The 13,880-nt window shown below is 49.3% G+C and carries 11 protein-coding genes; 10 read left to right on the top strand and 1 reads right to left on the bottom strand.

Translation table 11 applies throughout. From position 1 onward, the window contains the following. The first annotated feature begins 524 nt into the window (after positions 1–524). The gene (locus tag B3K91_RS02650; protein WP_214061276.1) at positions 525–1,913 is read left to right on the top strand and encodes a transglutaminase-like domain-containing protein; all 1,389 of its coding nucleotides are present in this window, start codon (positions 525–527) and stop codon (positions 1,911–1,913) included. A gap of 175 nt (positions 1,914–2,088) precedes the next feature. Here B3K91_RS02650 and B3K91_RS02645 read toward each other — a convergent pair whose 3' ends face one another. Next, positions 2,089–2,553 carry a GyrI-like domain-containing protein gene (locus B3K91_RS02645; RefSeq protein WP_214061275.1) on the bottom strand — a complete coding sequence of 155 codons (465 nt, stop codon included), beginning with the start codon at positions 2,551–2,553 and terminating at the stop codon, positions 2,089–2,091. A gap of 711 nt (positions 2,554–3,264) precedes the next feature. Between B3K91_RS02645 and B3K91_RS02640 the strand changes: the two genes are divergently transcribed. The 9 genes from B3K91_RS02640 (at position 3,265) to B3K91_RS02600 (ending at position 13,340) form a co-directional block, all read left to right on the top strand. Beyond that, positions 3,265–4,698: a DUF4434 domain-containing protein gene (locus tag B3K91_RS02640; protein WP_292592177.1), complete on the top strand. Its 1,434-nt coding sequence runs from the start codon at positions 3,265–3,267 to the stop codon at positions 4,696–4,698. A gap of 2 nt (positions 4,699–4,700) precedes the next feature. Further along, positions 4,701–5,954, top strand: coding sequence for an ABC transporter substrate-binding protein (locus B3K91_RS02635; RefSeq protein ID WP_214061273.1), 1,254 nt, complete (start codon positions 4,701–4,703; stop codon positions 5,952–5,954). Positions 5,955–5,957: 3 nt separating this feature from the next. Beyond that, on the top strand, positions 5,958–6,857 hold the full coding sequence (locus B3K91_RS02630) for a carbohydrate ABC transporter permease (RefSeq protein ID WP_214061272.1): 900 nt from the start codon (positions 5,958–5,960) through the stop codon (positions 6,855–6,857). Continuing rightward, positions 6,854–7,681, top strand: a complete 828-nt coding sequence (locus tag B3K91_RS02625) for a carbohydrate ABC transporter permease (protein ID WP_214061271.1) — start codon at positions 6,854–6,856, stop codon at positions 7,679–7,681. The genes B3K91_RS02630 and B3K91_RS02625 overlap by 4 nt, the downstream gene beginning before the upstream one ends. Positions 7,682–7,708: 27 nt before the next feature. Next, positions 7,709–8,740, top strand: a complete 1,032-nt coding sequence (locus tag B3K91_RS02620; protein WP_292593941.1) for a discoidin domain-containing protein — start codon at positions 7,709–7,711, stop codon at positions 8,738–8,740. Between the two features lie 3 nt (positions 8,741–8,743). Next, on the top strand, positions 8,744–10,255 hold the full coding sequence (locus B3K91_RS02615; protein WP_292592176.1) for a DUF4127 family protein: 1,512 nt from the start codon (positions 8,744–8,746) through the stop codon (positions 10,253–10,255). A 738-nt stretch (positions 10,256–10,993) separates the two neighbouring features. After that, on the top strand, positions 10,994–11,704 hold the full coding sequence (locus tag B3K91_RS02610) for an N-acetylmannosamine-6-phosphate 2-epimerase (protein WP_292592175.1): 711 nt from the start codon (positions 10,994–10,996) through the stop codon (positions 11,702–11,704). A 160-nt stretch (positions 11,705–11,864) separates the two neighbouring features. Then, entirely contained in the window at positions 11,865–12,194 is a 330-nt protein-coding gene (locus tag B3K91_RS02605; RefSeq protein WP_292592174.1) for a cache domain-containing protein, read from the top strand. A gap of 255 nt (positions 12,195–12,449) precedes the next feature. Continuing rightward, a complete protein-coding gene (locus B3K91_RS02600) occupies positions 12,450–13,340 on the top strand; it encodes an ROK family protein (protein ID WP_214061304.1) in 891 nt (296 codons plus the stop codon). The last annotated feature ends 540 nt before the right edge of the window (positions 13,341–13,880 follow it).

The raw sequence follows: 13,880 nt of genomic DNA, 5'->3' as shown, positions 1-13,880 counted from the left end.
ACATCTAGTTTGCTTTGATAAGAGTACAGGCATCACCGTCTAGATAGCATCAGAACTTTTACAGCAGTAAGATCAAGCTATAGCCTTACATTGGGCATATAAAATGGCTTAACGGTTTGTCAGTTGAAGCTCTGAAATGAGCCAATATAGTGAAAAAAATAAATGAAAGTCGGAATGTTGCCACTACTTGGCTTTGAGAAGGCCTATTGATGGGATTATAGACAGTTTTCTGAAGTCTTCTTCATTGGAACACGTCTTGTTTCTCAACCTCTAAGTCTGAGATAGGGTGAGTAGACTGTTTCTTGGGCTTGCCAGTACCAATTATCGCCGATTAGCTTCACTGCTCCACTGGATATTGAGCGCTTGAAATACGTACTTCTGGGAAAACTGCGAAGGTCATCCCTTGAGATCACAAGACGAAAATACATCATAAGACTACAATTAGTGTTTAAATTTCTAAAGTCAATCATTATATACTTGCTTTGTTGTGTCCAATCAGGCAACAGAAAAGAGGGGGGTAAGCCATGAAATTGAAACTGGTTCTTGTAATCGTTCTTATTTCTACGGTTGCTTTTGGCAATTTCTTTCAACGGTCCGACGAGTATTTGAGAAGACAGAACGAAGTGAAAAGCACCCTGGAATTCTCGCTGACATTCGAAGAGGCTAAAGAGATCATTGTGAAACATTATCCGGAGCTCAAGAGCGATGAAGAAGTGAGAGAGTTCATCGTTGAAAGAGACATACAGAGAACTATCATTGACGGTGTAGAGATGTATTACACAGACTTGGAGCATAACCTCTTTACCCGCGATCCCGAACTTGTCGAGCGAGAGCCAGAGTGGTCAGCGGGCAACGTCTTGCTGGTCAGGTACCTTCTAGAAGAGTACGGACCAAAGAATACGCCTTTCGCCTCCTTCAAGCCAGCTCACAGCCCGTATTTCAACCCGAAGGACTACCTCGTGGAATACAGAGTGAATACCGAAAGATCCCTCCTGCCGGATAAAGGTTCGCTGAGAATCTGGTTCCCTCTTCCTCTGCAGACGGCGGCTCAAGAGAATATCTCTGTACTTGAGGTGACCCCGAAGGAAGCGGTGGTCGGCCTTCCCAGAACTTCCGGTGATATAGCTTATGTCCTTTTCGAATTCGATCTTTCAAATCTCGTTGAAGATCTGGACATAACCGTGCAATTTACTTTCACACACTATCAGCAGCAGTTCGATATAGATCCCGATCAGGTGGGCGAATACGACAAGGAAAGCTCGCTTTACAGAGAATACACGAAGTCTGAAGGAAGCATTTATTACGATGAAAGGTTCGAGGAGCTTGCCAGAAGCGTCGTAGGTGATGAGACAAATCCCTATCTCCAGGCAAAGAAGATATATTACTACGTTGTTGAAAACATCAAATACACTTTTATGGCCCACGTTGCAATAGAGGCGGCCGGAATTCCGGAAAGCCTCTACTCTTTCGAACACGGTTACGGTGATTGCGGTACTCAGTCGATGATCTTTTCAGCCCTCTGCAGATCCATCGGAATACCTGCAAGGGCGCCGGGAGGCTTTCAGGTTTTCTCCGGACAGCTGGGTTCTCATTTTTGGGCTGAGTTCTACCTGCCGAATTACGGTTGGGTTCCTGTAGACACCTCGGCAGGACAGATTGCGACCTACACTTATGGTATTACCGAGGAAGAGCGAAAGGCGTTCATCGATTACTTCTTTGGCAACCAAGACCCGTTGAGACTCGTGGTTCAAAATTCCGTAGACTTTCTGCCCGCCGAAAAACCTGCCGACACTCAGCTGCTTGAGATCACGCTGCAGTCTCCATTTGTTGAAAGCGAATTCGGCAACGAGGAGTTTGATGTCACTATCGCGATACTGGATTCATTCAGCATGAAGACGGTTTTGTTGAAATAGAGCCGTGGTAGGGGGTAGCGGGTAGGGGGTCGGTAAGAGCAAAAGATCAGTTGCAAGATGCAGAAGTGATGCTTCTCCGGGCATTACGACCTGGCGAAGCCAACCTTGCGTCCCCAGACGCTTCTTCTCTGGGCCTTGGCTCTTTACAGCGCTCAGTGGTTCCTAGATGCCAGGCCTATTCGGGTTTCTTGACGGGCATTACTATTTTTTTCAGATACTGGCTCTCGGGGAAATCAGGGCCGTCGTAATAGTGTTCGTATACTGTCCCCGTTGGAATGAACCCATTCTTGCTAATCCACTCGGCCATTTCGCTGTACACCGTCTCCATCTGGCTGTATGGACCCATGTAGACAGAAAAGACGCTTAACCCCTCGGGGATGCAGCTCTGAATGATGTCACCTTTTCCGGGCAGATCGGATGAAACTGGGGAACCTATCTCAACGTCGAGATTCTGCATATCGTGATAAGCAACAAATGGGATATCTGCGGGAGATTCCCCCATCTCGCCCAAATAGGCGGCAATCTCTCCATAGCACTTTCCAATGAGAGAAGGTAGATTCTGAACGCTCGTTTTTGTGCGGACAACCAGAGTGGAACTTACACAGCGCTTTAATAATGTTATAGGTGTTAGCCTCGGCATAGTTACCCCCTTCAATTCTTTCAGTGATTGGTATCCCGTTATCAGCAGGTCCTGGCTGATCGGATCAGATCATCCGCGAGAAACCAAATTAGTGATAATACATTTTGCCGAAATATCTATAATCCGTAGGCGTTTGGCCCGACCTGAATTAAAAAGTGCCGGTCCTCAGGACTGAACCTGTCATTACTCTCTAGCAGAAAGCCATGTGTAATCCGAGTCAACTGGATAACCATTGATAAATGTAATAGCGGTACCGGACATATTATCGCCAGACTCAAGCGTGATGTTGTGCAAGAGCAGTACGAAAGCCAGCCCCGACATCTACTAATTGATTGTAATGGAAGTAGCTTCAATTGGTATCCGCTCTCAAGAGTGTAGACCGCAAAATGTGGGCACCAAAAGTAGTAAACACCATTACTGAGATAGAGCAGTCGACATCGACCGTTTCTTGCAGAGCTATATGCTCACAATTCCTATTTGGATTTAACCGGTACACGGCACAGAGTTTCATCAATGGTAATCTTGTCAGAAGAATGCAGATCGATCATCCTTGTTCCTGTTCCAGGAGTTCTACTAATTATTCAAGGTTTCCTGTATGCCTTTGTTTGTAGACGTTTCTGAACGCTTCTATAGACTCCTGCTTGACTTTGGAGAAATCGATCGTTTCTGGTAGTTTGATTACGTGATGAGAATTCAGAGGAGGTTGAATATATGAAACTGATTGCTATCTTATTTATATCGGTGGTTTTGAGTCTTTCTGCTATTGCAGGCACCGGCGAAGTCAAAAACATCACGGGCGCTTTCATACAGCTGGACGGGCAGCTCTCCCAGTTTGGTGAAGAGCAGTGGCATGATGAGCTCACGCTTATGAAAGAGATCGGAATGGACACAGTGATAATTCAGTACAGCGCTTACGGGGAGAGGTTTTATTACCCCTCCAGGTATATGAAGACGGACGAGATCTCTCCCGACGAAAGTATTGCCGAGTTGGTCTGGAGCGGTTCTTCAAGGACGAGGTACGTGAGAATCGTTATTGAACCTTCAAGTGCCGAATGGACTATGATTCCCGAAATCACAGTCAAAAAGGGCGCAGAAGTAATGTCTCTCGGAAAACCATATTCGGTCGATCCGCAGGCTAGTCCTAATTATCCTTCCGATGGAAAACTGACTGACGGAGTGGCCGACTATGCCTGGGGAGCGATGGTTGGCTGGCAGTATCCAAAAAAGCCCATAGAGATAGTGATCGATCTCGGAGAGATACTCCCTATAGATTCTGTGGCAGTCAAGTTCATGAGGTCTGAAATATCCGGTGTTCAGATCCCTGAGAAGGGATTCGAAGTGGCGATTTCAAACGATGGCAAAGGCTTCATGGCTGCCGGGAAGGTTACATGGGAAGAAAACAAGCAGGCAACCGTCAGTGATACACTCGGCGAACTCCTTAAAGCGGCCGACGCTCTGGATATGAAAGTCTTCCTCGGCCTTTCCTTGAACCCTTCTTACTGGTCCGGAGTGTTCGATCCGAAAGAACAGGCCAACAACAATCAAAGGATCTTGACTGAGCTGTTCGGTCTTTACGGTTCCCATAAATCACTGGCCGGTTGGTATCTTCCTGAGGAGATAGACGACAGGAATTTCCTCACGCAGAGCAGGAAAGACGGAATCAGAACCTATCTGAAATCAATGGCGACCTATGCGAAGTTTCTCACCAGAAAGCCGGTGATGATCTCTCCATACTTCGGAATCAACCCGAATGGCGAAGCGTATGCCGAATGGTGGGACTATGTGCTTAGCGAAGCGAAGGTGGACATCATAGCGATGCAGGACGGTGTCGGAACGAGAAGAACGACTGTGGCCGAGTCTGCGGGTGTAATAGAGGCTCTCAAACCCGTCATGGACAAGCACGGAGTGGAGTTCTGGGTCAACGTCGAGGTCTTCAATCAGATTCACGGCTGGCCGGTAGATGCGGGTAGCTGGCAGGCCGTTCCTGCCGACATCGATAGGGTGATAGATCAACTTAAGATGCAGTCTCCTTTCACTGAGAAGGTGATCATATTCGATTTCCCGCACTACATGACTCCAAGGCTTGGAGGGAAAGCCGAAGAGCTTTATGAGGCCTACAAAGAATACATAGGATTGGGGGATTGATCATGAAGAAGATAGTTGTTGTTGCCGTTTTGCTGGTTCTTTCAATATTTGCTCTCGCCAAGACGGAGCTGGCCTTCTGGTATGCCTGGGGAGGAGATGAAGGAAAGGCCCTCCTCGCTCTCGTAGATGAATTCAACGCGAGCCAGAATGAAATAGTTGTTAGGCCGGTATTTGTTCCGATAGGTCAGGGTGAGAAAATAAACACCGCTCTTGCGGGTTCTTCAACGCCTGACGTAGTGACCATCTGGGACTGGATGGTAGTACCGCTAGGCGAGAGTGGCGCGCTTATTCCTCTTAACGACTATCTCGACTCCGCAGGTATCGACGAGTCGGACTACCTTCCCGGAGTCTGGTCTTACGGAGCGTACAGGGGAACGAAGTACGGCCTTCCGACAACGCTCAATGCCTACGCCTTCATGTGGAATAAGGCTCTTTTCGAAGAAGTTGGCGTTGATCCGGACAGACCGCCGGAGAATATCAAAGAGCTGGACGAGTATGCCGAACTGCTTTTCAGACAGGATACGAGAGGGAATATCCGGAGGCTTGGCTTTCTGCCAAACATAAGTCACATCTATTTCTACGTGTTCGGGGGCCAGCTTTGGAATCCCGAAACAGAGGAGATAACGGCCGACCATCCCGGCAACGTCGCGGCGCTCGAGTGGGTGGCCTCGTACTACAAGAAGTTCGATCTACAGAAGATCAGGGTCTTCCAGGCAACCTGGGGAGAGATGGCAAGCCCTTACAATCCCTTCTACCGGGGACAGCTGGCGATCCAGGAGGCCGGGCAGTGGGAGCTGCTTTTCATAAAGCAGTTTGCTAAGAGCGATTTCGAGTACGGAGTCTCTCCCTTCCCTGCTCCTGAGGGCGGCAGAGAGAAGGTCGCCTATCTGAACGGCTCCTTCTGGGCTATCCCAAAAGGGTCGAAGCATCCCGACGAATCCTTTAAGTTTCTGAATTGGTTGACCGATTCCAGTCAGGCCGCAAGATTTGCAGCTGAATTGTCGAACATACCTCCCCGGGTTGAAGCGATCGACGATCCTCTCTTCCAGTCGAAGATGCTGCCTAACATGGAGATATATATCGATATGCTGACCGACGGTTACGTATATTTCTTCCCCACGCTTCCGATCGGACTGTACTACATGGAGGAGCTGAATCAGGCGCTGCAGTACGTTCAGAGTGGAGCGAAGACTGCCGAACAGGCATTGAACGATGTTCAGCAAGCAGTCATAAGGGAACTGGAGAGGTACAGGTAAAGTATGAGAAAAGCGGCAAAGTCAAGGGCTAGAGAGGCCCGTATGGGGCTGCTCTTTCTATCTCCATGGCTGATCGGGCTGGCGGTTTTTACCGCATACCCGATAATCGCTTCACTGTATTTCAGCTTCACGTATTACAGCGGTCTGTCATCGCCGCGCTGGGCAGGACTTGACAACTACGTTCAGCTATTCAGGGACTCGCTCTTCTGGAAGTCCATATATAACACTCTGTATCTCGCAATAATTGGCATCCCGTTGGCGCAGATTCTGAGTATACTGGTAGCTCTTCTATTGAACACCAAGGTCAGATTCCTTGCGATATTCAGAACTCTGTACTTTCTGCCGAGCATAGTTCCCGCAGTCGCGACGGCCCTTCTGTGGAAGTGGTTTCTCAATCCCCAGTTCGGGCCGGTCAACCTGCTTCTTGAGAGGATCGGACTCCCCACTCCGGGTTGGCTGACCGATCCGCTATGGTCGAAACCGGCCTTGATTCTCACGAGCATTTGGGGCGTGGGCGGAGCGATGGTAATCTACCTCGCAGGCCTTCAGAATATCCCTTCGGAGCTTTACGAAGCGGCCGAACTGGATGGCGCTGGTAGAATAGCGGCATTCACGAAGATTACGCTTCCAATGCTCAGTCCCGTGATACTCTTCAATGTGGTCATGGGTATAATAAACTCCTTCCAGTCGTTCACGAGCGTTTTCATAATGACGGCTGGCGGACCGGAGAACTCGACGCTTGTCTATGCTCTGTCGATCTATAAAAACGGCTTTCAGTTCTATAAGATGGGTTACGCGAGCGCGATGGCCTGGATCCTCCTCGTAATGACTTCGGTCGCGATATTCTTCGTGTTCAAGTTCTTTGGAAAGTACGGGTACTTCGGGGGAGTAGATAAGCCATGAAGAAAAAGACTCTGAACAAAGTCTGGATATATCTCTTGCTTATTGCAGGCGCCGTATTTTTCATTATCCCTTTCTTCTGGATGTTTTCGACATCTCTGAAGTCCTATGACGATGTTTTCGCCTTTCCGCCTGTCTGGTGGCCTTCCGAGGTTCTGTGGTCAAACTATGCCGAGCTGCTCACGGAGCTCCCCTTCTTGAGATACACCCTCAACACGGTATTTGTCACAGGAATGACTTTGCTTGGCTTCATGCTTTCGTCCTCGATTGTGGCCTTTGGCTTCTCATACTTCAGGATACCCGGGAAGAAGATCCTCTTCAGGATTCTGCTGGTCACGCTCATGATTCCGCCGCAGGTCACGATGATACCCCAGTTCGTTCTCTTCAACAGACTAGGCTGGGTCGGCACCTTCTTGCCACTAATAGTGCCTACTTTTTTTGGAGGCGCCTTTTCGATATTCCTTCTGAAGCAGTTTTTCGATACCGTTCCGAGGGAGTATTCTGACGCGGCCAAACTTGACGGTGCTAACGAGTGGAGGATCTTTCTTAAGGTGTATCTTCCCCTGTCAAAACCGGCTCTGGCGACTTCTGCGCTGTTCATTTTTATTTGGACATGGACGGATTTTCTGAATCCTCTCATCTATCTGAACGACGATCGAATGTACACACTCTCGATTGGTCTTCAGCAGCTGTCGACATCTCGAACCACTGCCTGGCCGCAACTCATGGGCGGTTCTGTGTTAATGACTCTACCCATAATCGTTCTCTTCTTCCTTGCTCAAAAGACGTTTATTCAAGGGATACAGGTTGGAGGCATCAAATCATAGAGTACCTTAAATAAGGAGGGATCTGGAATGTTGAAAAAGGGAATAGTAGTTCTACTAGCATTACTGGTGGCGTCTCTCGTACTTGCAGGTGAGTTCAACGTTGCGGCCGGAAAGACATATACGCTCAGTCCCGGGCCGAATCCAAATTACGCCGACCCCGGAAGCAAACTGACCGATGGAAGCTTCAACTTCAGCTGGGGCGATATGGTCGGGTGGGAGAATCCCGCTGCAAATCCAACGATAGTTGTCGATCTCGGGGACATTTACGAAGAGGTATCTTACGTTGCTCTAAAGGTTATGTACTCCGCTCCGTCGGCCGTCAATATGCCGGAGTATTTCATAGTGTCGATCTCCGAAGACGGGGAACTGTATGAGGATCTGGGCATGGGGATAACCTACGCCGAGGCGCCGGTTGCCAACGACACAATCGCCACGCTCTACTGGGCTAGCGAGGAATTCGTTGGCTACGGAAGATACGTAAAGATCGAGATCGTTCCCGGCGGAGATGCCTGGACAATGATCGCCGAGGTTGTCGTTGGTGACGGAGCGCTCCCCGAAGAACTGGATGCTGTGGTCGGGGGATTGTTGGATCTGACTTACGCGGCTACCGTATCTGTCGGCAAACCGTACATGCTGATTCCGCTTCCTTCGGACGCCTACCCCGATACCGATTCAGTTAAGGTTACCGACGGTTTTGCGAGATACTCTTGGGCCGACATGATCGGCTTCGACAATCCCGCAATCAACCCGACGATAATTATCGATCTACTCGAACCGAAGTCCATCGGACGGGTCTCCGCTCACTTTATGCGCTCGTTCGCCTCGGCTGTCAATCTTCCTAAAAGCCTTCTTATAGGTGTCAGCGACGATGGGATGGAATTCAAGACGGTCGGCCTCGCAGTCGCAACTAATCCATACCCGCCACAGAATGAATTCATAAACGAGATACACTGGTCACCTTCTGAACCCGTACTTGCGAGATATGTGAAGATCGAGATCAGGCCAAGAGGTGCCGCATGGACTATGCTTGCTGAGGCTACGGTCTGGGCAATGGAATAGTATATGTTCGCAAATAGAATTGTCTTTCTCCCTGTAGATGAGCGATTCTGCACGAGAGACTATTTCCTTCTACTGGCGCGAGCCGCAAACATAAACGTAGTTACTCCGCCGAAATCCTATCTGGGGGCAAAGAAAACGCCCCCAGATATTCGCCGGTTGTTGAAATGGCTTGAAGAGACTGTCCTGCCGGGTGATTACCTGGTCATTTCTGTCGACATGCTCGTCCACGGCGGGCTCATACCATCGCGACTGAGCCTGGATACTCTGGACACCCTCTTTGAAAGACTCGGCCTGCTGGAGGAGCTGAAAAAACTGGACGTGAAGATCTACGCGACGACAACAGTCACGAGGACTCCATTCTACAATTCGGCCGAGGAGGAACCGGACTACTGGCAGTACTTCGGGCTGGACGTCTACGACCTCTCGAGGCTCCTCGCAAGGAGCTTTAGAGGCGAGAGGGTTTACCGCTCGGTGATCGAAAAGCTTAAAAAGATCCCGACTCACTTCGTAACGGATTATCTGATGAGACGTATAAGAAACCGCAAGCTGGTCTCTTCAGTAATAGAACTGGTAGACAGAGGCATAATTGACTTCCTGAATCTCGTTCTCGACGACAACAGCAAGGAGAGCATATCGCTTGCAGAGAGCGAGATTCACCGGGCCAAAGTCGACTCTCTCGGTATCAACTCGAAGGTCTCAATTCACGCAGGAGCGGACGAGGCGACACTCAGCCTTCTCGCCAGAGTCCTCTGTGAATCGTTGGGAGAAATCCCTGCCTTTGAGGTCCGCTACTCTTCTCCTGACTATAAGGAATTCATTCCGCCCTATGAAGGCTCGCCGCTCTGTGAAGGTATTCGCAATCACATAGAGGCGGCCGGAGGGAGGGTGTTCGAGAGGGGAGGAGAGATTCTGCTTCTGGCGAACAATCCAGAAGTCGGTCTGGATAGTTCTCAACAGCTCTCCGCATTTGAAGACTCGAGTTCGTACGACAGGTTCTTTCAGGAAATCGAAAAAGCCGATGGTAAGATAATAGGAATAGCCGATGTGAAGTATACAAACGGCGCTGACAACTATCTTGTAGAAGAGCTTCTGAAGAGACGGAAACTCAACTGGCTGGAGACGAACTATTCGGCCTGGAATACGGCCGGAAATACTCTCGGAACGGTCTGTGCCCATTCGATTGTTCAACTTCTTGGTAGGAAGGGCCTGCTGAATCTTGATCAATCACTGCTCAAAAGGCTGCAGGCGATCTTCTTTCTGGAACACTGGGCCTTCCAGTCAAATATCCGGAAAGAACTGCTGATTGAGGCTGAAAAGAGAGGGGCAAAGCCGTGGACCGTTATCCCTGTCGAACCATGGGCCGAAGAATTCGTAAGAAGAGAGCTGGATTCCTATATCCCTCCAGTTAGAAAGGCACTGGGAATAGAATTCGAGATCGACAGGCTCTTCTTTCCCTGGCACAGATCCTTTGAACTGGGTCTTTCGGTTGTGCCGAGAGCTGAAAATTACCCGTAAGTCAGGGAGTTAATGAGAAGTCATATGATACTCCTTTTCCCCTGACAAAATGTGCTGTATATGGCTCCTGATGATCCTGATCTTAAGTCCTCCCTTGAGAGAGGTCCACGCAATGGCGTAAGGGGTGCACCTCTGAAGGAACGAGCGGAAGATCTAGAGAGATCGATGGGGAGAGCTCCGCTTCGAGAAAAACCATATTCGAGACTAGCAAGAGTGAGGAGAGAAAGCAGCTCCAATAGCATTGTCCCGGTGGGTACTGAGTGTAGGGTCTGGGGTTTGGCGGAAAGAACCGACTGTGACCCATTCACAATTTTCTGATGCTACTGAGAACGAGTAGCTGGTAACGCGTCTTGCCGTTGAAGCATGCCCATAAATCCACTCACTTTGTCATCCGCTTTTTTCACTCACTTCTGACATGATACCGGTCAGGATCTTCAGACTCTTGAATTATGAACTTCACCAAGAACGAAGAACAGATTTTTCTCTTGGACGATCAACGGAGAACATCTCTTTCCAGCTTACAGAGGTTCATACGGAACCGATCAGTGCATATTTTCGCAAGAACCCACTCCCCGATGTCCAAGCAGGGACTAAGATCAAGAGCGTAGAAGTGCATACAGTATGGTCTACTTTATGATGATGACTGATTCCGTAGCTGAGAACCAGATGATAGACTTCCAAAGAAGATGATGTATATAATGATGAGTGTGCAGAAAGGCAAAACAAGAGGTGGCTGAATTGCGTTCAGAACTTCTTAAGAAGATAGAGAAGAGAATAATCGTTTCATGTCAGGCTCTTGAGGACGAGCCTCTCCACGGCCGGGGAATAATGGTTTTGATGGCCAGGGCCGCCATCATGGGAGGGGCAGCTGCGATAAGAGCAAACGGAACACAGGACATTGAAGACATAAAGGCCGCCTTCGACATACCGGTAATCGGCCTGATCAAACAAAACATGGAGGGTTACCCGGTTTACATAACGCCGACTTCTCAAGACGCTCTTTCAGTTTTGAGAGCAGGAGCCGACGTTGTCGCTATAGACTGCACCCTTAGAAGGAGACCGGAACCCCTCGATTCGATATTTGCCGCAATAAGAGAGGAGTTCCCCAAAAGGCTCATAATGGCAGATATATCAGGCGTTGCTGATGCGAGGGAAGTATCCCGTCTCAAGCCCGATTTTCTCGCTACCACGCTTTCGGGATACACAGATGAGACACTCGAGAGACCAAAGCCTGATATCCGGCTGGTAGAAGCGCTGACCGAAGAGTTCGACATTCCGGTGATTGCGGAGGGCAATTACTGGGAGCCGGAACAGGTTGTGAAGGCCCTTGAGGCCGGGGCCTTTTCGGTTACTGTGGGCAGTGTGATCACCAGACCTCAGTTGATAACAAAGAGATTCACAAGTTATCTCGAGGAGTGGAAGAAAGAGGGGTTCAAGTCCCGGAACTAGATCGTTCCATTTGCTTTGCTGAAGCGTAGTAATTCCGAAGCTGCTTCAAATGCAATAGTTGCGGATTTTGAATCCTCTCTGTAGATGTTCATGATGAAGGAACCATAGGTTCTCAAGAAAGAGTCTATTGAAGTAACAAAAGAAACAAGGTGGTAAGACTTTGAAGCGTCTGTTTGCAGTTCTTTTTGTTGTACTCTTGACTCTAACGGTTGCGATTGGTATGAACGAAGAAGAGAAGAGGCTCGAAATCCAGGAAATAGTCGAGAAGGCGGCCAGGCCGATCGAAGAAAATGGAACCAGTGTCTTCCCGCTCTTCTACGATAGAGACGGTGAGTTCTTTATTGGCGAGGAATACATCTTCGTCTACAACGACAGCGAGACAAACCTTGTCAACGCAGGAAACCCGACGGTCTTTGAAGGGAAGAACCTGATCTCTCTAAAGGGTAAGAACGGGCTGTACATGAAGTCAGGATCTTCGAAATCGCCCTGAATCAGGGAGGCGGCTGGCTGGACTTCTACTGGCCATTGTCTGACGGTGGACCGGCCACATTCAAGAGCGCGTATGTGACATCTGCAACTCACGATGGGAAAACTTACGTGCTGGGCATGGATTATTACAAACAGGACCAGTGATCTCTTTCGCTTTGAATAGTGGAAAATGATGTTCCTATAGATTAGCATCATAAGTGAGCATGAAGTAATTCGCGAAGACTGAAGCGGCTGAGTCTGGCAGCGGGGTGTTTGAATGTTTGCATTAGGTATAGACATCGGTGGTACGATGATCAAGACGGGGGTAGTCGATTCAAGTGGCGCTCTTTCCGGAAAAAGGCTCTACGCGACATCTCTTGACCTCAAAGAACAGCTCATGGAGATAGTTCAGGAAGAACTGACCTCTAATAAACTTGATGCAATCGGCATAGGAACCGCCGGCAGGGTCGACCCGATAACCGAATGCGTCAGCCTTGCAACGGCAAACCTTCCGAACTGGACGGGGATACCGCTTAAGAGTTTGATTGAGGAGAAGACGGGCGTCCACACCGCCGTTCTGAACGATGCAAATGCCGCCGCTCTCGGTGAATGGTTCTGCAACTATCCTCACAAAGAAACACTTGTCATGTTGACGGTGGGCACCGGTCTTGGCGGCGGAGTAATCATTAACGGTAAGCCCCTTCCTGGAAAAAGGGGCGAAGCAGGGGAATTCGGACACGTCGTTCTACATCCCGGCGGAAAGCCTTGTAACTGCGGCAAGGCCGGGTGTGCCGAGGAGTATGTCTCTATGCGACTCATTCACAGCCTTGCAGCTGCCGCTGCAGGCCACGAGATGACAAGAGCAACACTCATTGAACAGTATCTGAATGGGAATCCGGTGGTTGAAATGGCCGTCAATACAGTTGCAGCAGATCTTGCGATAATGATTGATTCGGTTTTCCTCAGTTTTGATCCAGATATAGTAGTTGTTGGAGGCGGAGTATGCGAGCTCGGTAGCCGCTTCCTGGAGAGCCTGAGAGAAGAACTTGCATCACTCTCCGGATCATCCCTGTACACACCTGATGACGTAGTTCTGTCGCTTTCGGGAAATGACGCAGGGATTATCGGCGCAGCCGTCTATGCGATGGGCCGGGGAAAGAACCGCTGATAGCTGACGAAGACAACGTTGTCCGTCAACGGTCCGCCGTCCACCGAGAAGAGAGCATTTCAAGAGACTTATAGATTTTATTGGCTTTTGCTCTGGCACACTGCAACTCGCAACTTGTCACTTGCAACTGTTTCAAAGATCGAGATTCTGACCAGATGCATGTCAGAATGACGGAAAGCAAGAAAAAACTGTCATCATCATGTTGAGCCTGCCCTGAAACGCACCTGTTTAGGGTCATCCCGTAATGGTTCTGCACGGGTTCTGCTCTTGAAAGCGTCCCTGCAGGCAGCACGAAGATAGGGACTGACAGGCTCCATAAGAATCGCTGGGCGCTTGCTAAGTGACGCTATAAGCTGTGAGGAGACGTCCTTGGTCCTTCGTCCCGGATCATGGGCCCGTCCTTCGATAGGATCAAAAGCACAGATCCCGGGAACACTGCCTCACTAGCACTAATAGTCTTGAATTGGTCAACCATTTCTGCTAGCCAGACCCCAGACTCCAGACCCGAACCCCGCGTGTTGTTCCCTTCCCTTCTTTTGT

The sequence above is a fragment of the Mesotoga sp. UBA5847 genome (assembly GCF_002432735.1).
Classification (GTDB): Bacteria; Thermotogota; Thermotogae; order Petrotogales; family Kosmotogaceae; genus Mesotoga.
Note: the sequence above shows the minus strand (reverse complement) of the source record. Positions and strands in the feature narration are given on the sequence as shown.

What these genes read in the sequence shown, in the direction of transcription:
- B3K91_RS02630 (WP_214061272.1), top strand. Translation starts at nt 5,958, where the DNA reads ATGAGAAAAGCGGCAAAGTCAAGGGCTAGAGAGGCCCGTATGGGGCTG.
- B3K91_RS02645 (WP_214061275.1), bottom strand. Translation starts at nt 2,553, where the DNA reads ATGCCGAGGCTAACACCTATAACATTATTAAAGCGCTGTGTAAGTTCC.
- B3K91_RS02600 (WP_214061304.1), top strand. Translation starts at nt 12,450, where the DNA reads ATGTTTGCATTAGGTATAGACATCGGTGGTACGATGATCAAGACGGGG.
- B3K91_RS02640 (WP_292592177.1), top strand. Translation starts at nt 3,265, where the DNA reads ATGAAACTGATTGCTATCTTATTTATATCGGTGGTTTTGAGTCTTTCT.
- B3K91_RS02635 (WP_214061273.1), top strand. Translation starts at nt 4,701, where the DNA reads ATGAAGAAGATAGTTGTTGTTGCCGTTTTGCTGGTTCTTTCAATATTT.
- B3K91_RS02620 (WP_292593941.1), top strand. Translation starts at nt 7,709, where the DNA reads ATGTTGAAAAAGGGAATAGTAGTTCTACTAGCATTACTGGTGGCGTCT.
- B3K91_RS02625 (WP_214061271.1), top strand. Translation starts at nt 6,854, where the DNA reads ATGAAGAAAAAGACTCTGAACAAAGTCTGGATATATCTCTTGCTTATT.
- B3K91_RS02615 (WP_292592176.1), top strand. Translation starts at nt 8,744, where the DNA reads ATGTTCGCAAATAGAATTGTCTTTCTCCCTGTAGATGAGCGATTCTGC.
- B3K91_RS02650 (WP_214061276.1), top strand. Translation starts at nt 525, where the DNA reads ATGAAATTGAAACTGGTTCTTGTAATCGTTCTTATTTCTACGGTTGCT.